The organism is Mastigocoleus testarum BC008 (genome assembly GCF_001456025.1).
Lineage (GTDB): Bacteria > Cyanobacteriota > Cyanobacteriia > Cyanobacteriales > Nostocaceae > Mastigocoleus > Mastigocoleus testarum.
Map to the genome: position 1 here is coordinate 1 of NZ_LMTZ01000147.1, position 23,564 is coordinate 23,564.

13 protein-coding genes are annotated in these 23,564 nt (G+C 36.1%); 4 read left to right on the forward strand and 9 right to left on the reverse strand.

The annotated features are described in order from the left end of the window. The first annotated feature begins 100 nt into the window (after window positions 1-100). Window positions 101-1,153 (forward strand): hypothetical protein, encoded by a 1,053-nt coding sequence (locus BC008_RS39295; RefSeq protein WP_058184544.1) that lies wholly within the window; start codon window positions 101-103, stop codon window positions 1,151-1,153. 868 nt (window positions 1,154-2,021) lie between these two features. Here the strand turns inward: BC008_RS39295 and BC008_RS39300 are convergent. The 8 genes from BC008_RS39300 to BC008_RS39335 all read right to left on the reverse strand — a co-directional run bounded on the left by BC008_RS39300 (window position 2,022) and on the right by BC008_RS39335 (window position 14,770). Then, window positions 2,022-4,916 (reverse strand): NHLP bacteriocin export ABC transporter permease/ATPase subunit, encoded by a 2,895-nt coding sequence (locus tag BC008_RS39300; protein WP_027843180.1) that lies wholly within the window; start codon window positions 4,914-4,916, stop codon window positions 2,022-2,024. Between the two features lie 105 nt (window positions 4,917-5,021). Continuing rightward, a complete protein-coding gene (locus tag BC008_RS39305; protein ID WP_027843181.1) occupies window positions 5,022-7,247 on the reverse strand; it encodes an NHLP family bacteriocin export ABC transporter peptidase/permease/ATPase subunit in 2,226 nt (741 codons plus the stop codon). A gap of 50 nt (window positions 7,248-7,297) precedes the next feature. Further along, on the reverse strand, window positions 7,298-8,752 hold the full coding sequence (locus BC008_RS39310) for an NHLP bacteriocin system secretion protein (protein ID WP_027843182.1): 1,455 nt from the start codon (window positions 8,750-8,752) through the stop codon (window positions 7,298-7,300). Window positions 8,753-8,782: 30 nt separating this feature from the next. Then, window positions 8,783-9,889: a cyclic nucleotide-binding domain-containing protein gene (locus BC008_RS39315; RefSeq protein WP_027843183.1), complete on the reverse strand. Its 1,107-nt coding sequence runs from the start codon at window positions 9,887-9,889 to the stop codon at window positions 8,783-8,785. Between the two features lie 51 nt (window positions 9,890-9,940). Continuing rightward, the gene (locus tag BC008_RS39320; RefSeq protein ID WP_027843184.1) at window positions 9,941-11,068 is read right to left on the reverse strand and encodes a DUF7005 family protein; all 1,128 of its coding nucleotides are present in this window, start codon (window positions 11,066-11,068) and stop codon (window positions 9,941-9,943) included. Window positions 11,069-11,096: 28 nt separating this feature from the next. Next, window positions 11,097-12,056, reverse strand: a complete 960-nt coding sequence (locus BC008_RS39325; RefSeq protein WP_058184547.1) for a Tll0287-like domain-containing protein — start codon at window positions 12,054-12,056, stop codon at window positions 11,097-11,099. Between the two features lie 33 nt (window positions 12,057-12,089). Continuing rightward, on the reverse strand, window positions 12,090-12,851 hold the full coding sequence (locus BC008_RS39330) for a MinD/ParA family ATP-binding protein (protein WP_027843186.1): 762 nt from the start codon (window positions 12,849-12,851) through the stop codon (window positions 12,090-12,092). Between the two features lie 146 nt (window positions 12,852-12,997). After that, the gene (locus tag BC008_RS39335) at window positions 12,998-14,770 is read right to left on the reverse strand and encodes an NB-ARC domain-containing protein (RefSeq protein WP_058184549.1); all 1,773 of its coding nucleotides are present in this window, start codon (window positions 14,768-14,770) and stop codon (window positions 12,998-13,000) included. A 757-nt stretch (window positions 14,771-15,527) separates the two neighbouring features. Here BC008_RS39335 and BC008_RS39340 point away from each other — a divergent pair. Continuing rightward, complete coding sequence (locus BC008_RS39340) at window positions 15,528-17,888, forward strand: CHASE2 domain-containing protein (protein WP_027843187.1); 2,361 nt, start codon at window positions 15,528-15,530, stop codon at window positions 17,886-17,888. A 494-nt stretch (window positions 17,889-18,382) separates the two neighbouring features. Continuing rightward, window positions 18,383-21,064 carry a CHAT domain-containing protein gene (locus BC008_RS39345; RefSeq protein WP_027843188.1) on the forward strand — a complete coding sequence of 894 codons (2,682 nt, stop codon included), beginning with the start codon at window positions 18,383-18,385 and terminating at the stop codon, window positions 21,062-21,064. On the opposite strand, the gene BC008_RS39350 is transcribed toward BC008_RS39345, so the two are convergent. Then, entirely contained in the window at window positions 21,039-21,896 is an 858-nt protein-coding gene (locus BC008_RS39350) for a DUF928 domain-containing protein (RefSeq protein ID WP_058184550.1), read from the reverse strand. The two genes, BC008_RS39345 and BC008_RS39350, sit on opposite strands and share 26 nt — an antisense overlap. An 89-nt stretch (window positions 21,897-21,985) precedes the next feature. Here BC008_RS39350 and BC008_RS39355 point away from each other — a divergent pair, with 89 nt between their 5' ends. Beyond that, on the forward strand, window positions 21,986-23,443 hold the full coding sequence (locus BC008_RS39355) for an AAA-like domain-containing protein (RefSeq protein ID WP_063800852.1): 1,458 nt from the start codon (window positions 21,986-21,988) through the stop codon (window positions 23,441-23,443). Window positions 23,444-23,564: the final 121 nt, after the last annotated feature.

Sequence of the window (23,564 nt, forward strand, 5' to 3'; positions counted from 1 at the left end):
TCGAAATACTACCTTTGATTTTCTATCTCTCCAGATGTACGGAGTTTTTTCAGAAATCAAATACTAGTCCTATATACCTAAATAAATTGTAGAGAAAAGCATGTTTAAAACACAACTATCCAAACATAATAAAGATAATCTTAAGGTAAATCATCAACATTTTGAGACTGCACTGAAAAAGTATCGAATTGGACGTGTTAAACCGATAGAATTGGTTTTAAGTAAATATGGAGACTCTTTTACTCATCCCCTATATACAAAAATCGAAAGTCGTCTGTCACATCCAGAATGGTCACATTTACAACAAACAGCCCATGTTCGCGAAAATGCATTGATGGCTGTTCGTCGTGGAGAATTTGGCATAGCTGAACGATTATTTGCAGAAGCACGTACACCCCTTAAAGCTAATTCACTTTCATGTGAAGGTAAGCTGTTACATGAAACTTTTCTAGAACAAGCACAAGCCTATTTAGACTATCGCCGAGGTAATTTCGAACAGGTTTATATCCGCATGTTTAATGCTTTACGAATAGATCTAGTTTTAGAAGAAGAATATGATTACGAGATTATGGTTATTCATCGTATTCAGTTATTACATAATCTCGTGCGTACCGAAGCCTGTCGTGGAGACTTTAGGCGAGCTATGGAGATCGCTTCGACTTTACTAGGTTATTTATCAGGAACATTAGAAGTTTTACCTTTTTCTGGTTCGTGGGGTAGAGAACGCTTGAAATCTCAATCAGAAAAAGTGCTAGCCGCGACATTTTCCCAAATAACTAGCGAAATTGCTCTGATTTTGGCGGGAAAGGAAACTCAAACTATTAACGATCTGTTGGCGATAACTTTGCATCATCTACAGTTATCAGCTAGCAATAAAAATTGTCTTCACCAGAGATCTTATCAATGGTTTCGATTAAAACAAGCGATCGCAAATAATAATCCTGCATCATTTTTGGAAAAGACTTCTTGCTTTCTGGCTTCAGGGCGTGTCGATACACCTTTTCTTTGGTATGCAACTGTTGTGGATTTGGTTAGTTTATGCAAAAAGTTCGATTTTCCTTGTGCAGAATTAATAATTCGAGAAGTTGCACAGGATGTACCAGAATGGAAACTTTTTCCAAAAAGATTGTTAGCCCTGATTGATTTAAAATAACACCAAATAAAAAGCAGCGAATCAAAAAGTTTTTTCCAAAAAAGTAAATATTCATAACTTCTGAATATTTACTTTAGTCGTTTTATACCAGGAATATTAGATATGGATAATTCAATACAATTTAGTGTTGGCTTAGTTGTAGTTTCTTTAATGTTATTAATACTTTTGTGGTTACCAGATATTATTAGTGGTGATTAAGCTGTAATTTATAACTGACTTAAGTTTCTCTTTCTATACTTCATATCTCCTTAAACCGATTATCTGTTTATCCAGATGTCGGTTTAATATTTTTGGTAGTCCAGTAGAAGTAGTGATGTGAGTTGGTGTAGGCTGTTGTGTATAAGTAGAAATAGCCCAAAAATCACTACTCGTTTACTACTACCATATTTTCTTTCCTCAAATTTTGTTATTTTTCTGAAAAGGTATTAACAGAAATTGCAGTAGTTTCTTAACTCACTTTTACAGACATTTAAAGGTCTTTAGGATAATGTCGCCGCAGGTGATACAAATGGCATGGAGTATAGCACCATCATTCATTGCGGAAATATCCCTAAAAGTTTATAGCAGACTAGAAAGTAAGCTTAATGCAAGGTTTCAGTCTGCTATACAATTATATAATGCTTGCTCAAATGAAGCATTTATCTATATAGAGTTAATGCGTAAGTCAGAATAGAGTTAATGCGTAAGTCAGAGCGAAACATATCAACAAGAAAAAAATAAACCCCAGAAAGCAGAAAAAGCAGCACAAAGATTTATTCAAACAAGCCACAGAGTAAAACAGGAGTTTAGGTTATTTATGGAAGAGAGTAACGAATTACGAATTGCCAATGTACATTGGTTGGCACTACCAATGCTTATAAACTTCTCTCTACTCTATCTGGCGTGCTGCAAGTCGAGCAAATAATCCTCCTTGTTCAAGTAGTTCTTCAAAAGTACCCGATTCCACCAAGCGACCAGCTTCAATCACGTATATTCGATCAGCATTGCGAACGGTACTCAAACGATGAGCAATAACTACCCGGGTAGCATTTAATTTATCTAAACTCTCAGTTACTATTGCTTGTGTACGGTTATCGAGGGCGCTGGTAGCTTCATCCATGAGAATAATTTTTGGCTTTAGTACTATTGAGCGAGCAATCAGTAACCTTTGTCGTTGTCCCCCAGAAAGATTTGTACCACCTTCACTAACAACCGTATGCATTCCCATTGGCATTTGCTCAACATCTTCTGCAAATCCAGCCATACGCGCTGCTTCCCAGGCTTCATCTAAAGTTATTAAAGCTCCACTGGTAATGTTGTCAAATATTGAACCAGAATTGATCCGACCATTTTGCAACACTACCCCTAACTGTCGCCTTATAGCTTGAACATCTAACCCCGACAAGTCCTGACCATCGTAATAAACTGTACCGCTTAAAGGTGTCTCAAATCCTAACAGCAATCTAAATATAGTTGATTTCCCACTACCACTAGGACCAACAAAAGCAACAAATTCTCCCGGTTCTATTCTAATGCTGACGTCATCAAGGGTCATTGGTCCATCTTCACGGTAACGGAAAGTGAGGTGGTCCAAGTAAATTCTCCCTGTTAAGCGACCGGGATCTGCACTTGAAGAATCAGCTTCTACGACTCCTTGTACAATTGGTTTGGCTCGTTCCCATAATGGCACAATATCTAAAATGTCAGTTAATGTGTTACTTAAGTCAGTAACACCACCTATAAAAGTTCCAAAAGCTGAATTAAAAGCTAGAAATGTACCCATATTCAACCCATTTCCACTACCTTGAGCAATTTGGATAAACATAATAGCGAACCAATACAGCAGCATCGAACTGACTAAAGGTAGGGCTTCGTTAAATACTGATACGCTGTCATTAATCCTTGCAATACCTGCCGTGAGTTTGACTCGTTTACTATAACTTTTTGCCCAAGCAGCAAATGCACGCTCCTCTGCTGCTGCTACTCTTAATTTTGATACACCGTTGATTAATTCCACTACTAGTCCGCTGATCTGACCATCTGCGGCTTCTACCTTACGATTTTTACGGATAAGCAAAAAGCTTGATGAAACAGTAACTATTACTGCAATAAGGGTTAAGCCAATACCCACTAAAGCTAGTTGTAGGCTGTAAACAAACATTAGTGCCAAATTTAACAGCGAGAAAACTCCACTTAAAAGGCTACGTTGTGTAGCTCCACTGAGCTTACTGCGAATGTTATTAACTGCTAACAAGCGACTTAGCAGATCGCCAGAAGAGAAACTGCGGAAAAAAGCTGGCTTGAGATTAAGCAATCTATCCCAAACAGCCGGTTGTAAGCTTGCATCGGCTGAATTTTCTACCCGCAGAGACAAAATACCTTGAGCAATCTGAAATGCAGATTTTCCGATGGCTGCTGCAAATAGACCCAAACCAATTTGTAATAACTGGGTTCGATTGCCATCAGGAATCGCATCATTAACCAACATTGCAGTTGCTTGGGGGGTAATCATACCCATTAAAGTTCCTAGCACGCCAAGCGCCACAACCCCTATAATCGACTTTGTATTTCCCCAGGTACCAAACTTAAATAGCTCTAGAGCATTACGAACTATTAGAGGGAGAGGTCTATAGAACATTTGCGCTTCCGGTGACAGGGTTTGCGCGATCGCTCTAGTTACTAATCTACGAGTCTGGGTTTCTGGGTCAAATAAAAAATAATGATTTCCCTTGTGCGGCAGCAATGCTACAGGGTTTTTGTCAGTTTGAGTATAAGCCAGTAATGGTCCTTGTTCTTGTTGCCACCAATTTCCTTGCAGCAAAATGCGACGAGTACGAAATCGTGATGCCCGAGCAATTGCTTCTAAAGGGTCGCTAACTCTACCCATATCTTCCGACTGAGCAGGAGGGTTAACATTTATTCCCATCGCTCGACCCACTGCTCCTGCAGCAATCAATAATGCTGTCCCTTCTTGGAAGAAGCCAGATTTTTGAGGATTTAATACATCTGTTAACTGACCTAAAGCTACTTGTGCTACCTGACGATTAAGTTTTCGTCGTTGTTGAAAACGTTGAAAATCCTCCTCTATTTTTTGATCGATTCTTAGATCTAGGTAGTTCAAAAAATAGCGATGTAACTTCATTAAACTGCTGGACAACTGCTCAAAATCATCCAACTCTGAGGTGCGAAAAATTTTTACCTCCAGCAAATCTTCTGCCTCTATCCACATTGGGTAGGCTAACGGAAAAATCCCGGAACTATCTTTTAATTCCAAGTTATCAATACTCATCCATTTAGCGTTATTATCTGCTAAATACACCCAAAGAACTTGATTGGTCGGAGGAGAAAGCATCTGTTGATTTTGTAATGATAAGTAGCGCGACTTATCAGGTTGTACCAAATTCATAGGCAACTGTAGCAAATTGTCATTGATAGCATCTGCCAAATGTTTAATCCAATCTTCTAAAGAAGTTAATGCTCGTGGGTCAGCCTTTGCTACTTCAGCAAAAAAATCGCTGATTGGTAATGGTAAAAATTCGGTTTCTTCGATAGCTACTGCTAAAATACCCCATTCATTAAATAATTGGGTACCAAATAAAACTTCGCCTTCAGCAACGCTAAATAAGTAATGGCGGTTACCTCTTGCTTCTCCATCAGTAACTTTTGTGGCGAATAGAGCTAATGTACCTGATTTGACTAACCATATTTTTTGGGGGTCATCTAATAGTAAAGGTTGATTGCCTTTAAGTTGTTGAGTTAATTTACAGTAATTTAATTCAACCATGAGTTATTAATTTTAAGCTTAACTTTTAAGTTTTATGAAAGCAAAACATCAATAATGATTCTCAAATTTTCTGGATAGAAGCGAATACTTTTAGTAAGGAGAAAATTAAGCTTCTTCACTGCGGATCAAGCGAGCATATCCTCCACCTTGATGACGTAGTTCTTCGTGGGTGCCTCTTTGTATAACTTTGCCACGTTCTAGAACAATAATTTCATCGCAGTCGCGAATGGTACTTAGACGGTGGGCAACGACAATACAGGAACAACCCCGTCGTCTTAGGTTGCGGTCAATGATTAATTCTGTTTCTGCGTCGAGGGCACTTGTAGCTTCATCTAGTACTAGGATTGCTGGATTTCTCACTAGAGCTCTGGCAATCTCTAATCGTTGACGTTGTCCCCCACTCATATTTGCACCACCTTCTGCTAGTTGAGTGTCATAGCCTCCAGGCATATTTAATATAAGGTCATGAATTACTGCATCTTGACAAGCGCGCATTATGTCTTCTTCTGGTACTGTTGGGTCCCAAAGTGTAAGATTCTCTCGGACTGTTCCCGCAAATACAAAGATATCTTGTTCTACCATTGCCAGTGAATTTGCCAGAATTGAACGAGGAATTTGGTTTCTAGGTGTACCATCTAAGAGAATTTTTCCATCCCAAACTGGATAAAGACCGGTAACGAGTTTGGCAACGGTGGACTTCCCAGAACCACTACCTCCAACAAATGCAACTCGTTGACCCGGTCTAATAGTTAAGTTTAAATTTTCGATTAGTGGTGGTTCCAAACTACTATAACCAAAGTTGACATTTTGTAGTTCTACATAACCTTGTAGCTGAAATGAATCTTTTTGAATAATAAAACCTTGATTATCAATCTCTTTGCTAACAGTACGTTCTGACTCTGGATCGAGAGGATTTTCCAGCACGTCGTCAAGTCTGTTTAGATCTGCTTCTAGTTCTTGAAGTGTGCTACCGAAATTTACTAAATTATTAACTGGTGTGAGAAATTCTTGGGTAAGGGTTTGGTAAGCAACTAACATCCCAATACTCAAACCACCACCCATTACCTTGAAACCACCAACGACTAAAATAGAAGTTGTTGCTAATGATGTTAAAAAGACTGGTAAATTTGAAAGAATTTGGCTAGGTAGGCCTAATTCTTGTTGAGCGTTCAACATTTTCGCGTAATAGCCACCAAACTTAGCAAACAAGTCCGACTCCAAACCACTGGCTTTGATTGTTTCTATTGATTGGATACCACCAATGGCAACACCTGCAACTTTTCCAGTTTCTTGAGCAACCCTCATGTTGGCATCAACACGACTGCGTGATAATGTTTGCAGTGCAAAAAAGTTTAAGGCTGCAAAAAAAATAGCCAATAATGTCAATTGCCAATCATAAACGCTCATAATCAGAGCGTAAAAAATTATCATTAAAGAATCAATAATAGTAGTTGCCAAACTTCCTGAAAGTACCTCAGCAACTTTATCGTTGAGTTCATTTCGACTGCTGATTTCCCCCGTAAAGCGCTGTGCGTAAAATCCAATAGGTAATCGCAAGGTGTGCCAAAGAAAATTACCAGACATTGCAACCGATAGCTTAACCATTAATCGCCGCAAGTAAACAAACCGCATACGTGCGAGCAATCCTTGGGTTAAAGCTGTAAACAACATTGCCCAAAGCATTGGTCGTAACCATTCTTGACGATTTGCTACAAGAATTTCGTCGACAAACACTTGAGAAAAAGCAGGTACAGCTAACCTTGGTATAGTCAATACAACCCCTGCAATTAAACAAAATATAATTGCAGTTTGGGAGGTTTGAAGACGAGAAGCCAAAGCAGCCATAATACTCTTTTTTCGACCACCTTTTTTAAACTGGGAACCTGGTTCCATGAAGAGAACAACACCCGTATAAGCTTGGTCAAATTCATTCCAAGTGATTTTACGACGACCAGTCGCTGGATCGCTAAGATAAACGTAATCTTGAGCAAAACCTTCTACAACCAAAAAGTGGTTAAAGTTCCAAAAAACAATGTAGGGTGGCTTATAATTTTTCAAGTCTTGCAAAGACTTTTTAAATCCTTTAGCCTCTAAGCCATAAAATCTTGCGGCCTTAAGCACCTTTGAGGCTTTACTACCATCCCGTGAAACACCGCACTCGCTCCGTAGTTCGGCTAAGGGAACAATGCGACCGTAATAAGCCAGTATAATTGCTAATGAAGCAGCACCACATTCCACTGCTTCCATTTGGAGGATAGCAGGAGTACGAACGCGATTCGGTTGATTTTTAAAAAAAGATTTAACAGATTCGAAAGCACTACTAATATTCATAAGAATTATATATTCATGCAATATTAAAGTATGTTTTTGTGAGTTTGGTGCTACTGAAGACCAGTTAAAGAACGGAAGATAGGAATTACATAAGAAATAGGAGCAACTTCTCCAATTTGCACCCGTACTTGTGCGGTGGTACCAGGTGATATATTTAATTCAGGTCCTTCAGAAGAAGACCATTGAAAACGACTAGGGTTGCTGGAATCCCTCTCCAGTTCTGCAAAAATTTGTACAGCAGAACCACCACTATTAGAAAGGGTTTGGGCAATATTGTTAGCAATATTTTCATTTCCTATGACTGCTGTCATGTCTTGATTTGTAACGGGAAACGGAGTTACTTCTTTTACTTTGCCAAGTATTCCACCATAACGCTCGCGTTTAACTGTACTGGGAGTAACTTGTACATTCATCCCGCGTTTAACTTGTTTACCATCTTTGTCAGCAAAATACATAACGCTCATCAGTTTAGCGTTGGGATCAACAATTTCGATGGATGCAAGACGTGAACCAGGAGCAATTGCTTGACCCGAAGCAATGGGAACTTCTAAAACTCGACCATCGTATCCGCTAACAATTTTGCTTTTCTTTTTGAGTTCTAAACGCAGTTGTTCTATTTTTTGTCTAGTTTCTTTAACTTGGTTTTTTCTTTGAATACTTTTTTCTAATTGTTGTTGATTTAATTGAGCTTGTTGGACGTCAAGCTGGTCAATTTGAGTATTAATTTGTCGAATAGAGTTGAGATTTTGTAAGTTTTGAGATTCTGCATCAGTTTCTTGACGATCGTTCTCTTTAATTTGAGCTTTTAACTCAGCGATTTTAGTAAGATTTTCGTCCAATTGTTGCTCTGCTTGCAATAATATATCTTCACTAATTGCTTTTTCTTTTCTGAGAGCTTGACGAATCTCGATGCGTCGCTTGAGTTTGGGTGTTAATTTTCTCGCTTGTTTTAAAGTCAATTGGAGACTTGAACGTCTTTGAGCTATAGATTCAAGACTTTTCTCTCGTAGGATAGGTCTGAATTTTTGAGTAGCTTCCAAGTTGTTCATTAAATCTTGTCGCTGTTTCAGTAAGTTATTACGTTGTAAAACAAGTTTTTGTTTATCCAGTTCGGCAGTTTGTTTATTTTGAGTAAGCAGTTCACTCAGCTTAAACTCTTCTTGACGTAGTTGTTGTCTGATTCGTGGTACGTCAATTGTGCCGATAACATCTCCTTTTTTAATTCTATCTCCCGGCTTAATATTCAACGTTAAAATTCGACCTTCATTTATGACTTTAAAAGGTACTACATTCCGGGGTCGAATTAGTACAGCTTGACCATTAACATTCATCGGGATACGACCAACAACACTCCAGATAGAAGCAGAAGTAACTAAAAATCCCATTGTCGTTAGTGGTAGCCAGGCTTTGGGACTAACCACTTGCATCATTTGGTCAAGTTTCTCTGGAGAAGATAAGCGTTCGAGTGATTCCTGACGAAAAAGTTGTTTGCTTTGAGATACCATGACTATTAATTATGTATTTTTATGTTTTAACTAAGATAAAACTTTTAAGCGTTTGAGCATCCAGTCAAATCTTGCACCTCCTGTAAAAAGGTTATCCATTAAGTTCACATCAATTTCATCGTCATATTGCAAGTTTTCTGATAGTCTGTGCCCTACTCCGTAAGAACTTCTACCGTATCCAAGACGATTAATTAAGCTTTGTAACCTAACAGAAATTAGTATTGAAATTAGTCGGTAAAAACGAGCGCCAATCGCCGAATTTTGCTGAAGTTTTACAAATAATAGTTGTTTTTTAATTACTAAAACTTTGGAAGTTTCGAGGGCTGTAAACGTATAATTTGGTAACCGATTGTCAACAAGGGTCGTTTCGCCAATAATCTCGCTAACAGAAGATGTGGCTATTTCATATCCTGGTGACTCTTCTTCAGGAGAGGTTTCTAATAATGAAAAAACATTAGTAAGGGTTCGCGTATTTTCTTCTTTAAAATATACAGACATACTCCCTTGTATTAATATGTATATATTTTCCACTGCTCTACCCGCACGAATTAAAACAGTACCAGGAGATATAGTCTCTAAGTAACTGTGTTCGATAATCCAATCTACATCACTGTCGCTGAGTTCCCCGAAAAGCATCGGACCATCTTGCAGTGCTGGAATTTTGACGTTACGACGACTTGTAAATTTTTTAACCAAGCGTTCAAAGCGCTCTAAAAGTAAAATGGCAATTGCTTGGTAAAAGCGAGAAGCAAAACCAATATCTTGCCGTAGTTTTGCTCGTAAGTCACGACTAGATATGGATAAAACAACAGAATCTTCTATAGCTTTAACCGTAGTTGCTGAGGGGCTAAAATTTAGCAAAGAAGCCTCACCTAAAACCTCGCCAGCAAAAAAACGCCCTATTTCTTCTTCTAACTCGTCGTTACTTTCCAGAGTAGCGAAAACTCCAGCTAAAGTACTGTTAGGATTCCTATTGATAATAGCGCTAAAAGTACCTTCTAAAACTATGTATAAACATTCAGCTTGGTGTCGCTGATGGATGAGTATATCATCAGGACTAAGTCTTTGTTTCCGACTATTAGAGATTATCCAATTAATATCACTATCATTTAATTTTTTCAGTAGAGTTTCTATCATATGCCTTTCTTTTTAAGATATTGTTTTGATAGACTTCGAGCAAAACCCTCATCATAGAAGGGTGTGGGTGATTTGTGAACTTGCTAATTCTTCTAGTGTTAATTTTGATAATGTTAATAGCATAGAAAGTTCGTTGGCTAATGTTCTTGACTGAGCAAAAAACTGTTTATCAAAATTCTCCAAATTTTTTGCTGCACATACGACTAAAGTTTGAAGAATTTTGAACGCACCTTCACTGAGTGGAGGTTCTCCCCGGTAATTTTGTAATCTACCTCCTTCGCGATAATTGGGGAATGATTCTAAACCAATGAAATGGAGAAACCAGTCAGAACGATAGCTACCAATAGCAGCTACAATACCTCGATAATCAGCTATTAATTCATCTAATAAGTTATTACGCATAGATCCAAAAAAGCGGCGAGTAAAGTAATGGGTGCATTCATGCTCTAAGCGAATTTTTAAAGACATTTGCTGCCATTGCATTTTGGTTAATCCTAATTTGTTCGCTGGTACATTGCTGTAGGGACCAGTGCTAAGAATAATAAATTTATCTTGATATAATTCTTTGCGTGGGATCAAACGTTTAAATTCATTCGACCACTCCGATTCAGAGTCATTATTTTGTTGTGCTTTCCATTGTTTTTGATATTGGTAAATACGATTCCAGTTATTGTAGCCACTAACAATACAAGCCCCCATTGAGTCAGGTACCGGTTGCGGTTCATTCTGTTTGGTAATTGCTTGCACTAAAGTTACAAAATCTTGACGGTTTCCAGCAATTATTACGGGAATAAAGCCTGCAAGGGTTTCGTGTATTTTTATTTGTAATTTTTCTGGTTCTTTAAAAACTATATTTACAACGTTTTTACTAATACTCGCAAATCCTCCTTGACGAGTTGCAGCACGATATTCTTCTGTTTTGCTAATACCCGATAGTATGGGAAATTGTAATTGTACAAAAGTATTTTTTAAGACTTCGTGTGACCCTATTTCTTCAGCCTCTATCACATATTTTTCCCAAGCTGCAATATGAGCTTCTGGTACTGGAGGAAAAGTTTGGGGAAGTTTACATTTATGACTTTCAAAAATATTTTCGTTGTAATTCAATAGTTCTGTAACTTCTGAATCACTTGCACCAAATTCAGCTAAAATACGAGCGCGTAATTGTTGCCTATTCATAAATCTATAATGCTGTATATTATTTAATTTATCTACGATTGGAATCATCTTTTCGACGATTTCCTAAACGATATTCTTCTAATCTTTCAAGAGCCATTACTAAGCTAACTTTCATTCTTGTAAAAGCTTCTACAAGAATACCAACTTCATTGTTCGATGCACTTTTGAACTCAGCATCCATATTACCTATACTCACAGCTTCTGCAACTTCAACAACCTCCCTAACAGGGTTAACAACATATCTTTTTAGCCAAAAATTAGCTGCAAAAATAGTAATTGCAAAAATAAGGGCTATGCTTCCTAATACCCATAACAATGCTTGAATAGCCTTTCGCATAACAATATTAGCTGGAATATAAACTATTTGAGTTCCTAAAACTTCATTTAATTTCCAGCCAAAACCATTATTAGCCCCATATAAGCGAATCATTTCTTCTGGAGCTTCAGCAGGAATACTATGGCATTTAAGACAGCTAGAGTCTTTAATAATTATAGGAGAAGCAGTATAAAAAAATTTTTCTCCAGATTTAAGAAAAGTAAAATCTTCAATCTGTGGAATATCTGGTTTGAGAGTAAAATGCTTAATTATTTTCCTTTCAAATTCATTTGCCTTATCCTCAGGATTAGTGGGATTGAGCATTGCTTCTTTATATTTATATTCTGCATAGGATGAATGGTTTTGATGTAGAATTTTAAAAATACTTTTTGCGTTATAAGAAGGAATTACTTGAGGTACAAATTCATTAGCTTTTATACGTTCTTGAAGTTGAGAAGCAAGTTCATTGTTTGTATAATCACGAGCAGAACTCAAAATATCCATAACTACATTTGCAGTCGAAGCAACTTCATGTTGTGCTTTTGAATTTAAAACACGAGCTAAAGTTATACCACTCAAACTAATTCCAACAACAAAAATTAGCAACATCAATAAAGTGAAACTTTTAGATAAAGTGGTTTTTTTACCAGTTACTATTCGTGTATAAGGCATAAATTAATTAAACTTAGCTGTGAATGAATTTTTTTATGAAATAATATGTTTAACTATTCCATCTATGGCTTGAGAAATTGGATGATTTGGATAGGTTAGGCAAAATATACTGCTACTACCAAGTCGCAAGATATCTTTTGATTCAGGAATTATCCCTGCGACTGGAGCTTCATAAGTTGATTCAACTTTCTTTTTCAAATCGTTAAAGTCGTAATCAGTTAAGACTTTATTAATCGTAAGTAATAGTAGTGGTGTTTTTAGCCTGCGAGCAACATCAACTGTGACTGCAGTACCTTGAAAATCTTGTTGATCTGGTCGAAGTATTAACATAACAATATCTGAAGTTGTAAGTGAAATCAGGGTTTCTTGGGTCAGACCAGGATGGGTGTCTACAAATAAATAGTCAAGCTTGATGTCTTTAATTAAGTCTTTAAAACCTTCTAGCAGCAGTTCAACATCAAACCTTTCGCGTAATACACGGGAAATATCGTTCAATTTTGTGCTACAAGGAACCAAATAAATACTGCCGTGATTGTTTACTTTCTCTTGAAGAACAGATGTAACATCGTAAACTGCATCGCGGATAGGACATTGACCCCAGAGATAGTTATTCAGGGTGTGTTTTATAGTGTTGTCATTTAAACCGAAGAGAATATGAATCCCAGGTGACTGAATATCCGTATCTATGACACCAACTCGATATCCTTTACGAGCAACTATTGCAGCTATATTTGCTGTTAAATTCGACTTACCTGTACCACCTCTGTATGAATGAATAGAAATTATTCTAGGCATAATTTAAACAACCTCTTCAATATTTGTAGTTAATTTTGTGTCCCTAGGATTTAAATAATTTTGAAAGTTATTGTCTATTTATCAGCAATCCTGAGTGAATTATTTGAGTTTGAACCAGCTTAAAGTCAAGTAGACCTACTGTACTACTAACTAGCTTCTTTGTCATTGAGAAATTTGTAATTATAAAGTGAACTTCCAATTAAATTATTTGGTATGTGACAAATTAAATTGAAAATATTTTCATATAAATATCCACATTTATCCTCATAATATTTCTCAATTTCTAAGTGAAGATTTTTTAGATTTTTTCCTAAATCACTTTGGTTTTTAAATATAGTAATTAGTTTTTCTATTACTGTTTTAGTTATAAGATTAATATGAGCTTTTTTGGTTGAACAATGAATTTCAATTTTCAACAAAACGTGGGTTTTGAGTAAATCTAATTCCCCTGTTACAACTTCTTCACAAACTCTATCAATTAACGAGTTTATAACATATTCCATAACGATCTGTTTTAATGTAAATTTATTACCCCTATTTTCAACTAAGGAAGATTGAACCAAATATTTCAGTGTCTCCATTACCTTTTGTCGCGGAACTGAGGGATAGATTTCTAATAATAATTGAGCTATGGATACTGGTTCGCGATGAATTGCTAACCAGTATAAAATAGATTTTGCCAAGCTAGATATTCTATAAAAATGCTGTCCTAAAAGGTTACAAATTTCATCAAGTAACAAGGTTTTATATTGAATAAATTCTTTTATATCTCCTTGGAATAATTCTTTAATTGCAACTGCTGCTATTTTGAGCGCTAAAGGATTTCCTGAATACTGCTCTACCAGGTATTCATATCCATCTTCGCCAGAAGAATAGCAACCTTTAAATTGCAATAGCTTTTGTCCTGCTGAAGTACTCAAACCACTTAAATGTATACATTGAACTGATGAATTTTCCCCTTCCATCAGAGCAAGTTCTTTTGGTTTTTCACGACCAGTGATGATCAAGTGACTAGTGTGATGACATTCTCCTAAAAGTTTGAAGAAGTTACCATAATCTTCAAAACCTGGCTTGTAGCAACCTGTATTTTCTCCATTACACAGAATAGTTTCTATATTATCCAATATCAACAAACAACGATGTTTACGTAAAAATTCAAGTAGAAGAGATATTTTCCCATCTACACTTTCAGGTAATTCTACTCTCTCTTTTTTACGAATAGATTGCAGTAAACTGTTTAAAATATCTTCTAAAGAGGGTTCATTTTGTAACGAACGCCAAATGAGAAAATCAAATTGATTCTGCATCCTTTTTGCTAATTTTACGGATAAATGGGTCTTACCAATTCCACCCATTCCCACAATACCGATGATTCGAGAATTATAGGTATTTATCCATTCTTCAAGAGTATTTTGCTCCTTATTACGCCCATAAAATACAGAAACATCAGGAGCTTCTCCCCAATCATGGCAATAATTATTTACCAAGTTTTTATGAACATCTAAAGTTAATGTATCTTGATTGAGTGAACTAGCAAAATTTGTTTGTTTTGAAGTCTCTTGCTGTTCTCTTATATTTGTGTTCGCTGGGTCAGGAGATGAAGAAGAAAAGCGATTTACAATACCTAACTGTCTCTCAATCGCACTTTTAAAAGTGTTCTTTTTAACTTTTTCCCCAAAGACACTAGAAAGAAGTTGCCATAATTTCGGTCCAACATCTTGCTTCAAGTAATTTGGTGAATAGCCATGTGTTTTGGCTATCTGTTCGTAACCTTGACGAGAACCAGAGCAAGTAGATTCAATTATAAGTCTCTGTAAGTCATTCAAATGTACTCCTAGCTTGGTAAAAACTAAGGTATCAGTAAATTGAAGCACTTCTTTTGGATTCATAGAAGAACTTTCTGCCTCTAATATTCTCATATATCGCACCTATGCCTATAGGGTAATTTTGTAGATGAGTTAAACTGACTAACAGAACTTAGACATTTTTTAATTCAAAAAATAGCTTCAAAGCTTTATAAGTCAATACTTTTACATAGAATTGGTTGTTTTATTTATAAATACATCTAGGTTATGGCTAACGCCACACAACGCTAAGAGCGATTTTTAGCACTTTGAAGTTAACCCCTTGTCATGATTGGCTTTAAGGCTGTTTCCCACTCCTTTTTTGTCCGAGTCCCGTTAGCCAGTATTGAGAAAATAAGGTTATAAGTCTAAAAGCTAAAAAGCTTTTCTTGCTTTCTATAAATTAATTATGATTGACTATCCAACTTAATAGTTCAGGGTGAATTCAGTAATATTGACTTAAGTTCAGCCTGATATTACTGAATTTAAATTCAGGTAATTCAAATAAATTCAGGTAAAAATACCGTCTTTTTTACTGCTACAATGCTAACTTTACTAAGTTTTCGACTTATATTTGATCGCAGCAAATCTAAAGGTTTTTGAAATTTTATATCCCCTCAGATATATATTTTTATAGTAAAAGTGATTATATTAATCAATAATTGACTCATTGTTGACAAGTAAACATTTATCTTGAAAAAGTAATTTATTCAATTTTTTTATTTTGCTAATCTGATGATCGGCGAAATAATTAAGATAAATATAGCTAATGTAGTAAGCTCGAACTTCAAAATCCCACCCTCATAGAGGGATATGGTATAAAACATTAATTATGAAAACTTCACTCAATGCCCCCTATCAATATCAAGTCGGAGGAAGTTTACCTCCTGATGCTCATACCTACGTCGTACGCCAAGCAGATAATGAACTCTACAATGCTTTGTTAGCAAGGGAATATTGTTATGTTCTTAATTCCCGACAGATGGGCAAGTCTAGCTTACGGATACAGACTATGCATAAGTTACAATCTCAAGGTATTACTTGTACAGAGATTGAATTGACCGGAATTGGTTTTCGGAAAATTACGCCACAACAATGGTATGGCGGTATCATTCAGGAATTAATCAGTGGTTTTAACTTAAAGGTAAATCGCCGTAGTTGGTTGCGCGAACAAGAAGACTTATCACCTATCCAGCAGTTGGGGAAATTTATTGAAACAGTATTGTTGGTGCAGATTAGTCAAGATATTGTTGTATTCATTGATGAAACTGATAGTGTTCTGAGCTTAAGTTTTCCTACTGATGATTTTTTTGCCTTAATTCGTAATTGCTACGATAAGCGAGCAACTAAACCAGAATATAGAAGACTTACTTTTGCATTGTTAGGTGTTGTCGCACCTAACAATCTGATTCAAGATAAATATTCTACTCCCTTTAATATCGGTCGAGGAATTGAACTCAAGGGTTTTCAATTAAATGAAAGCAGTGTTTTAGCTCAAGGATTGACACACAAAGTTGAAAATCCCCAAGTTATCTTAAAAGAAATTTTGTATTGGACACAAGGACAACCATTTTTGACTCAGAAACTTTGTTCCTTAGTTCAAAACAGTCAAACTGTTATCCCTGCTGGTGCTGAGAAAGAATGGATCAAGCAGTTAGTACAACAAAGAATAGTTACAGATTGGGAATTTCAAGATGAACCAGAACATCTTAGAACAATTCGCGATCGGCTTTGTCACAACAGAGGCGATACCCGTAAAGTTGATGGGATTTTAACACATAGGAATAATTGTTCCAGTGAAAAATTGCTGCAACTATATAGAAAAATACTTACAGAGAAGAAAATCACTGACAAAAAATCTCAAGAGTATGTGAAATTGTGTCTATCTGGTTTAGTTAGTCAAGAGAGGGGAAGCTTAGTCGTTAAAAACCAGATCTATGCAACTATCTTTAATCTTGATTGGGTTAGGGAAAACCTCAAAGCTTCAGAAAAATCCCGACCTACTTCAGTATCACCTTGGACTGCAGTTGCTGCAAGTATGGTAACTGCTAGCTTAGTGGTAGGTATGCGATTTCTGGGTTTATTGCAAGCATGGGAATTAAATGCTTTCGATCATCTAATGCAACTTAGACCCATCGAAGAATCGGATCAAAGGCTTTTATTAGTTACTATCACAGAAGAGGATGTTAAATCCCAACTTAAAGATGACGATAGAGAAGGCTCATTATCTAACCGTTCTTTAGAGCAACTATTGACAAAATTAGAAAACTATGGAGCGAAAGTTATTGGCTTAGATATTTTCCGCGATCGTCCTGTAAAAGGGAACTACCAGGAATTAATTAAAAGAATGCGAAATAGTAATAAATTATTTTCTATTTGCAAATACGGAAGTCCTGGTGTTCCCCCTCCTCCAGAAGTCCCTGGAGAACGTCAAGGATTTAACAACATTTTATTGGATTCCGATGATGTAATTCGTCGCCATTTATTAGCTGTAAATGAAGCATCACCTTGTCAAAGTAAATACGCTTTTAGTTGGCAATTAGCAATGAAGTACTTGAATGATAAGGGGATACAACTTGAATTTACTCCAGATAATTATTTGAAGTTAGGTAATACTGTCTTCAAAGTTTTGGAAACAAATACGGGAGGTTACCACAAGATTGATAACCAGGGTCACCAAGTATTACTTAATTACCGAGCGAATTCAAGAATTGCTGAGAAACTTAACCTACAACAAGTCCTCAATAATCAGTTTGATACCAATTTAGTAAAAAATCGTATAGTCCTTATTGGTACAGTCGCTCAGAGTTTCAATGACCATAATTGGCGCACACCCTATAGTGGTGGGTGGTCGGTCAAAACAATGAGTGGTGTAGAAAATCAGGCGCATATGGTGAGTCATATTCTCAGTGCAGTACTGGATAATCGACCTTTGATTTGGTCTTTATCAGAAGCAGGTGAAATCATCTGGATTTACTCCTGGTCATTTATAGGAGGTTTACTGGTTTGGAGTTTGCGAACGCCACTGAAAATTAGATTTGCTGGGTGTGTGGCTCTAGGGATTTTATATGGTAGCTGTTGGGTGTTGTTGGTAGTAAATGCTGCTTGGTTACCTTTAGTTCCCTCAGCTTTAGTGTTGGTGGGTAGCGTTGCCAGTGTAATGATTTGTAATAACTATTTTAAAAGTTTTTGATGATATTATTACCAGTCTGCTTTGTGACTGCATTAGATAATTGAATATATATAATTGAAATTCATATTGATTAAAAAAACAATTACTAAATCATAATTTTGAATACATTTAGAAAATCAAATATTTTTTATCCAGTCTTATAGATCCATAACATTATTAAGGATTATGGAGAAACCTTAAAAGGTACTGTTGGGCAAGCAAGAGCTAATGTTCGGGGAGTTGCAACCTATACTCTGTTTGGTGAGACAGCGCGGTCTTGGGGGTCTCCCCCATGAGCGACTTGCCGAACCCGTAAGGGTGCAAGTCTGGTGGAGCAAGTGGCGATAGTGAATCGTTAGTACCCATCTATGGTGAATAGCTTGCTGCGTTCAAATATCCCTCGACTTACTTGATAAACCAAGAATTAGCGAGGTTTAAAGAGTCAGGGAAGTGTCAATCCCAACTACTTGACATGATATAAATTCACTGAGTTTTCAAACTACCCCTATTTTTGTATGAAACGCTTGATTAAATTTACATTTATTGCTGTTTTAGGATTTGTTCTTAATTTCAGTATCCAATTCTTTCCTCAAATTACGGCACTACCAGCGACTCCAACTCAGAATTCTCTACTGGCTTCAGTGCAAACAGGCAAAAAATATTATGATGCAGGACAATTTTCTCAAGCTGCAAAGGTATTGCAAAAAGTTGCCAAAGTTTACAAGGCAAGAAGAAATGTACTTGGGGAAGCACAAACCTTGGGCTTCATATCTTTAGTTTATCAGGAGTTAGGACGCACTCAAGAAGCTAAGACAGCAATCAACACAAGTTTATCTTTGTTAGATCAACTAGACATTCAAGGTAAAGATTTTAAGCGGGTTCGTGCTCAGGTTCTCAACAGTCAAGGACGTTTACAGTGGAAGATTGGCGATCCTCAAAAGGCTCTAGAAAGTTTTCAAGTAGCTGAATTGCTTTATACTTCTGCGAGTGACTCTGAAGGCGCGATCGGCAGTCAAATTAATCAAGCTCAAGCTTTACAAACTTTAGGATTTTACCGGCGCAGTTATAACTTATTAAATTCGATACAAGAAAAGCTGCAAGCATTACCAGAATCTCCAGTAAAGGTAGCTGGTTTGCATAATCTCAGTAATATTTTCAGACAAAAGGGAGAATTAGATTCTTCTCAAAAACTTTTAGAAGAAAGTTTAGAAATAATAAGAAAAATAGATGATACCAAGGAATCATCATTACAAAATTCACCACAAAATGAAAGTAAAATTTTGCTTAGTTTAGGCAATACAAATTTAGCCTTGGCAATGAAAGAAAAAGAATTAAAAAATCCACAAGGTGCAGAAAAATATATTCAATCAGCTTTAAGTTTATATCAACAAGCAGCTATAAAAACTAATTTGCCAACTATTGAAGTTCAAGCAAAGTTAAATCAGTTAAGTCTGCTAGTTAAAACGAAGAAAAATGAACTAGCTTGGAGTTTATTACCCGAAATATTTAAATCACTCAAGCAGTTACCTGTGAGTCGCTCTTCAATATATGCATGTGTAAATTTAGCAGAAAATCTAATGAAGCTGGACAATGAGCAAAAAAAATCAATTGATAATTATTTTAATACTTATCAAAGTATTTCTCAAATATTAGATACTGCCATCCATCATGCAAAAAAATTAAATGACCAAAGAGCAGAATCCTATGCTACTGGAACTCTAGGAAGTTTATATGAAAAAAATCATGAATGGTCAAAGGCGAAGAAAATGACTGAGCGTGGGATACTTATTGCTCAAGGGATTAGTGCATGGGATATAGCCTATCAGTGGCAATGGCAAATGGGAAGAATTTTGAAATTTGAACATGCGATTCCCGAAGCAATTAAATATTATACTCAAGCTTTTAATATCATCACAGATTTACGAAGTGATTTGGCTGTTCTGACCCCAGATATTCAGTTTTCTTTTCGTGATAACGTAGAACCAATATATAGAGAATTAGTTAATCTGTTATTAGATTCTCCTGATCCTAAGAAGGAAAATTTAATCAAAGCTCGTGATGTTATTGAAAAACTTCAGTTAGCAGAATTAGATAACTTTTTTGGAGATGCTTGTGCTAAACCGGAGGTAGTAAATATTGATAATTTGGATCCTAATACAGCAGTAATATATCCAATGTTTCTCAAAAATCGCTTAGAGGTGATATTAAAACTACCCGGTGAAGATAACCTCCGTAATTTTACAAATAAAAATATATCTCTAAGTCAAATTGATGAAGTCATCACAGAATTACAAGAACTTGTGAGAATTAGAAGCACCCATCCCAGCAAAATTAAACAATTATCTAAAACAGTTTACGATTGGCTAATTAAACCCTTCGAAACCGAACTCGAAAAGTCTATTGTTCGAGATAAAAGTAAAATCAAAACTTTAGTTTTTGTCTTGGATGGTTCATTACAAAATATTCCTATATCAATACTATTTGATGGAGAAAAGTATCTGATAGAGAGATATGCTGTTGCTGTAACCCCTGGTTTACAATTATTAGCTCCCAAACCTTTATTAAAAAAACAGCTAAATTTATTAGCTGCTGGAGCAAATAACGCTCCGAGCTTTGAACAAAAGGGCTTCTCTCCCTTAAAAAATATTGACGATGAATTATTGGGAATTAGCCGTGAGGTTAATCAGAGTCGAAAGCTGGAAAATCAAGATTTTCTTCAAGAGAAGATCCAAAATCAGCTTGAAAAAGAAAAATTTAATGTCCTCCACATTGCTACCCACGGTCAATTTAGTTCTAACCCCAAGCAAACTTTTATTCTAGACTGGAATAAGCCGATCAAAGTCAAAGATTTTGATACTTTGGTACAGGTAAAAAACCAGAGTATAATAAGTCCGATTGAACTATTAGTTCTGAGTGCTTGTGAAACAGCCACTGGCGACAAACGAGCAGCTTTAGGATTGGCTGGAATTGCAATTCGTGCAGGAGCAAAAAGTACTTTGGGTAGTCTTTGGCAGGTTAATGATGCTTCCACAGCTGAATTTATGGTTAAATTATACAAACAGTTTAAGAATCCCCAAATAACAAAAGCGGAAGCACTACGAAATATTCAGCTTGCTTTTCTCAAAAACTATCCGGATACAGACTACAATCGTCCTTATCATTGGGCAGCTTTTATTTTAGTCGGAAATTGGTTATAGAATTAGATTTTACGTTTCCCAAAATTGGCTCTGAAGCGATTTTTTCTAAGCCAACTTGAGGTTGACTTAATAGTTCAAACCATATTTTATTTAAAGCACTGTTGTGTGGTTTATTTTGCTTTATTTGAGCTATTTCTGTTAACGTTTCATACCAGATGCCATAATTTGCGTAAATCTTCATGCGTTCTAATGATGTTTTAGCATTTTTTAACTTGCTTTGAAAAGCAGAAGATTTTGCAACCCGTTTGACTACTCCTGTTAAAGAAATAGGAATCGACGACTTCTCGGATACCTCTGAAACAGAACATTTGATATCAAAATACCAGCGATATTGTTTCCCTACTGCGATTGAGGCTGTAGATGGGAGATTGATACTGACAATTCCTGGTTTTTCAGGTAGTTCGAAATCTGTCCGATACACTTCCGAATCTTCATTTTGTAAGGTAAATACTGCCTCAGAGACTTCTTCACGTGTATAAGGTACATATATCCAAAAAGTTGGATATTGACTGACAGTTAAGTTTAGATTTCTACTACCGACCAAACGAGTTAGTGGTGGTTTATTGTGTTTGTGTAGACAATCACCTCTACTTCCTGTCCCATCATTAGTTATAGGGGTTCCTCTATTGGGTGGTTCTTTCTGCTTTGAGGCTGCTTCTTTTAATTTACTATTGATTGGATTATTAGATTTCGCCCGTACGAGTGTAGGATAGTTAATTAAAATACCAATGCTTAAGCCAATGAAAAATATACTTTTGATTTGAAGTAGCAGTTCTGGTATTTTTTCAACTGCATCTTCAGTTTCTCCTCTAAGCCTTCGTGTTGTTCCCATCCGCTGCCAAATCCTTTGAAATTTTATAATTTATTGCATTTTTGTGCTACTGGTTATATAACCATAAACTATTAGCTTGAGGTCCAATCGTGAGTGATTTTACCTTAGATGAAGCAATCAAAATAGTAAATAAATTATTATATGTCAACCTCCAAAGATATTTGACAAAAGTTGAGATTATTATTATTGAAGGAGCATGGAACAAAGAAGAGTATGACACAATCGCGGCACAGCATCAATATGCTACAAGCTATATCAGTCAAGATGTAGCTCCAAAACTTTGGAAATCTCTGACAGAGTCTCTAGATGAAAAGGTTAAAAAAAGTAATTTTAAACAAGTTTTAGAAAAATATTGGTCACAACAATCTACTTGTAGAGAAACTTCAAGTTTTATAGAAAGTATTGCTAATAAAAATCAAAATCATACAGTCTCGCAAATAAATCTAGATTTGGATTCTATAAATTCAGATTCAGTAAAACATAACTTAGGAGAAAAACAGCTTTTAGTTGAGAAAAAAACAACAAATTTTACTTCCAAATTGGATATATATGTAGAGCGCCCTCCCATCGAATCAATTTGTTATGAAACAATCAAGCAACCTGGCTCTCTAATCAGGATAAAAGCTCCTAGCTTTATGGGGAAAACATATCTTGTTACAAGAATACTGAATCAGTTGTCACAGGAGAATTATTCCACTGTTAACTTAAGCTTGGAACTAGCAGATATTCGCACTCATTTTACAGATATTAATAAATTTTTGCGTTGGTTTTGTATTAACTTAGGTCGAGAACTGAGATTAGGCAATAAATTAGATGAATACTGGGATGAAGAAGGAATGGGGGCGAAGGTTAGTAGCACCACTTATTTTGAAGAATATTTATTAGCTCAGTCAGAAAATCCTCTGGTTTTATGTTTGGATAATTTAGATTTGCTCTTTCCTCATCCACAAATTTACGAAGACTTTTTTGGCTTATTACGCTCTTGGTATGAAAAAGCAAGAAGTCGTAAAATTTGGAAAAAGTTGCGATTAATTATCGTTCATTCTACAGACGTTTACATCCGGCTCAATATTGAACAATCTCCATTTAATGTTGGTTTACCTATTGAGTTAATGGAGTTTAACCGGGAGCAGGTAATAAATTTTGCTAGACAACATGAAGTTCTACTGGATCTAGATAAGCTAGAAAAACTAATGGAACTTGTAGGAGGTCATCCCTATCTATTGGAGTTAGCCTTCGCTCACCTGAAAATTTATCCAGATATTTCCCTGGAACAAATTTTAACGGAAGCGACTACAGAAGCCGGGATTTATGGTCATCATTTACGAAAACACTGGTTAAACATACAACAAAATCTGGATTTAGCAAAGGCTCTTAAGCAGATTGTTACAGCTCAAAATCCAGTGCAATTGAAAATGATGTTAGCTTATCAGTTGCACAGTATGGGATTAGTCAACATTTCTGGTAATAAGGTGACATTACGATGTAACTTGTATAGAGAGTTTTTTGGGGCATCTTTCTCTGATAGTGATGTATGGAAATGGTAAGTTAACAAATCATAATCTCGATGGCGTTGCTGAGGCGTTGCTGAATATAATATTGTTTACTAATTATTTGTTTGGGGTTGCTGCTTAAAAAAGAAATTTTGAGCAAGGAATTTTATACTCC

Bases quoted from the DNA above. Each gene is read 5' to 3' on its own strand.
- BC008_RS39340 (WP_027843187.1), top strand. From the start codon at position 15,528: ATGAAAACTTCACTCAATGCCCCCTATCAATATCAAGTCGGAGGAAGT.
- BC008_RS39315 (WP_027843183.1), bottom strand. From the start codon at position 9,889: ATGATAGAAACTCTACTGAAAAAATTAAATGATAGTGATATTAATTGG.
- BC008_RS39330 (WP_027843186.1), bottom strand. From the start codon at position 12,851: ATGCCTAGAATAATTTCTATTCATTCATACAGAGGTGGTACAGGTAAG.
- BC008_RS39325 (WP_058184547.1), bottom strand. From the start codon at position 12,056: ATGCCTTATACACGAATAGTAACTGGTAAAAAAACCACTTTATCTAAA.
- BC008_RS39350 (WP_058184550.1), bottom strand. From the start codon at position 21,896: ATGGGAACAACACGAAGGCTTAGAGGAGAAACTGAAGATGCAGTTGAA.
- BC008_RS39310 (WP_027843182.1), bottom strand. From the start codon at position 8,752: ATGGTATCTCAAAGCAAACAACTTTTTCGTCAGGAATCACTCGAACGC.
- BC008_RS39345 (WP_027843188.1), top strand. From the start codon at position 18,383: ATGAAACGCTTGATTAAATTTACATTTATTGCTGTTTTAGGATTTGTT.
- BC008_RS39305 (WP_027843181.1), bottom strand. From the start codon at position 7,247: ATGAATATTAGTAGTGCTTTCGAATCTGTTAAATCTTTTTTTAAAAAT.
- BC008_RS39295 (WP_058184544.1), top strand. From the start codon at position 101: ATGTTTAAAACACAACTATCCAAACATAATAAAGATAATCTTAAGGTA.
- BC008_RS39300 (WP_027843180.1), bottom strand. From the start codon at position 4,916: ATGGTTGAATTAAATTACTGTAAATTAACTCAACAACTTAAAGGCAAT.
- BC008_RS39320 (WP_027843184.1), bottom strand. From the start codon at position 11,068: ATGAATAGGCAACAATTACGCGCTCGTATTTTAGCTGAATTTGGTGCA.
- BC008_RS39335 (WP_058184549.1), bottom strand. From the start codon at position 14,770: ATGAGAATATTAGAGGCAGAAAGTTCTTCTATGAATCCAAAAGAAGTG.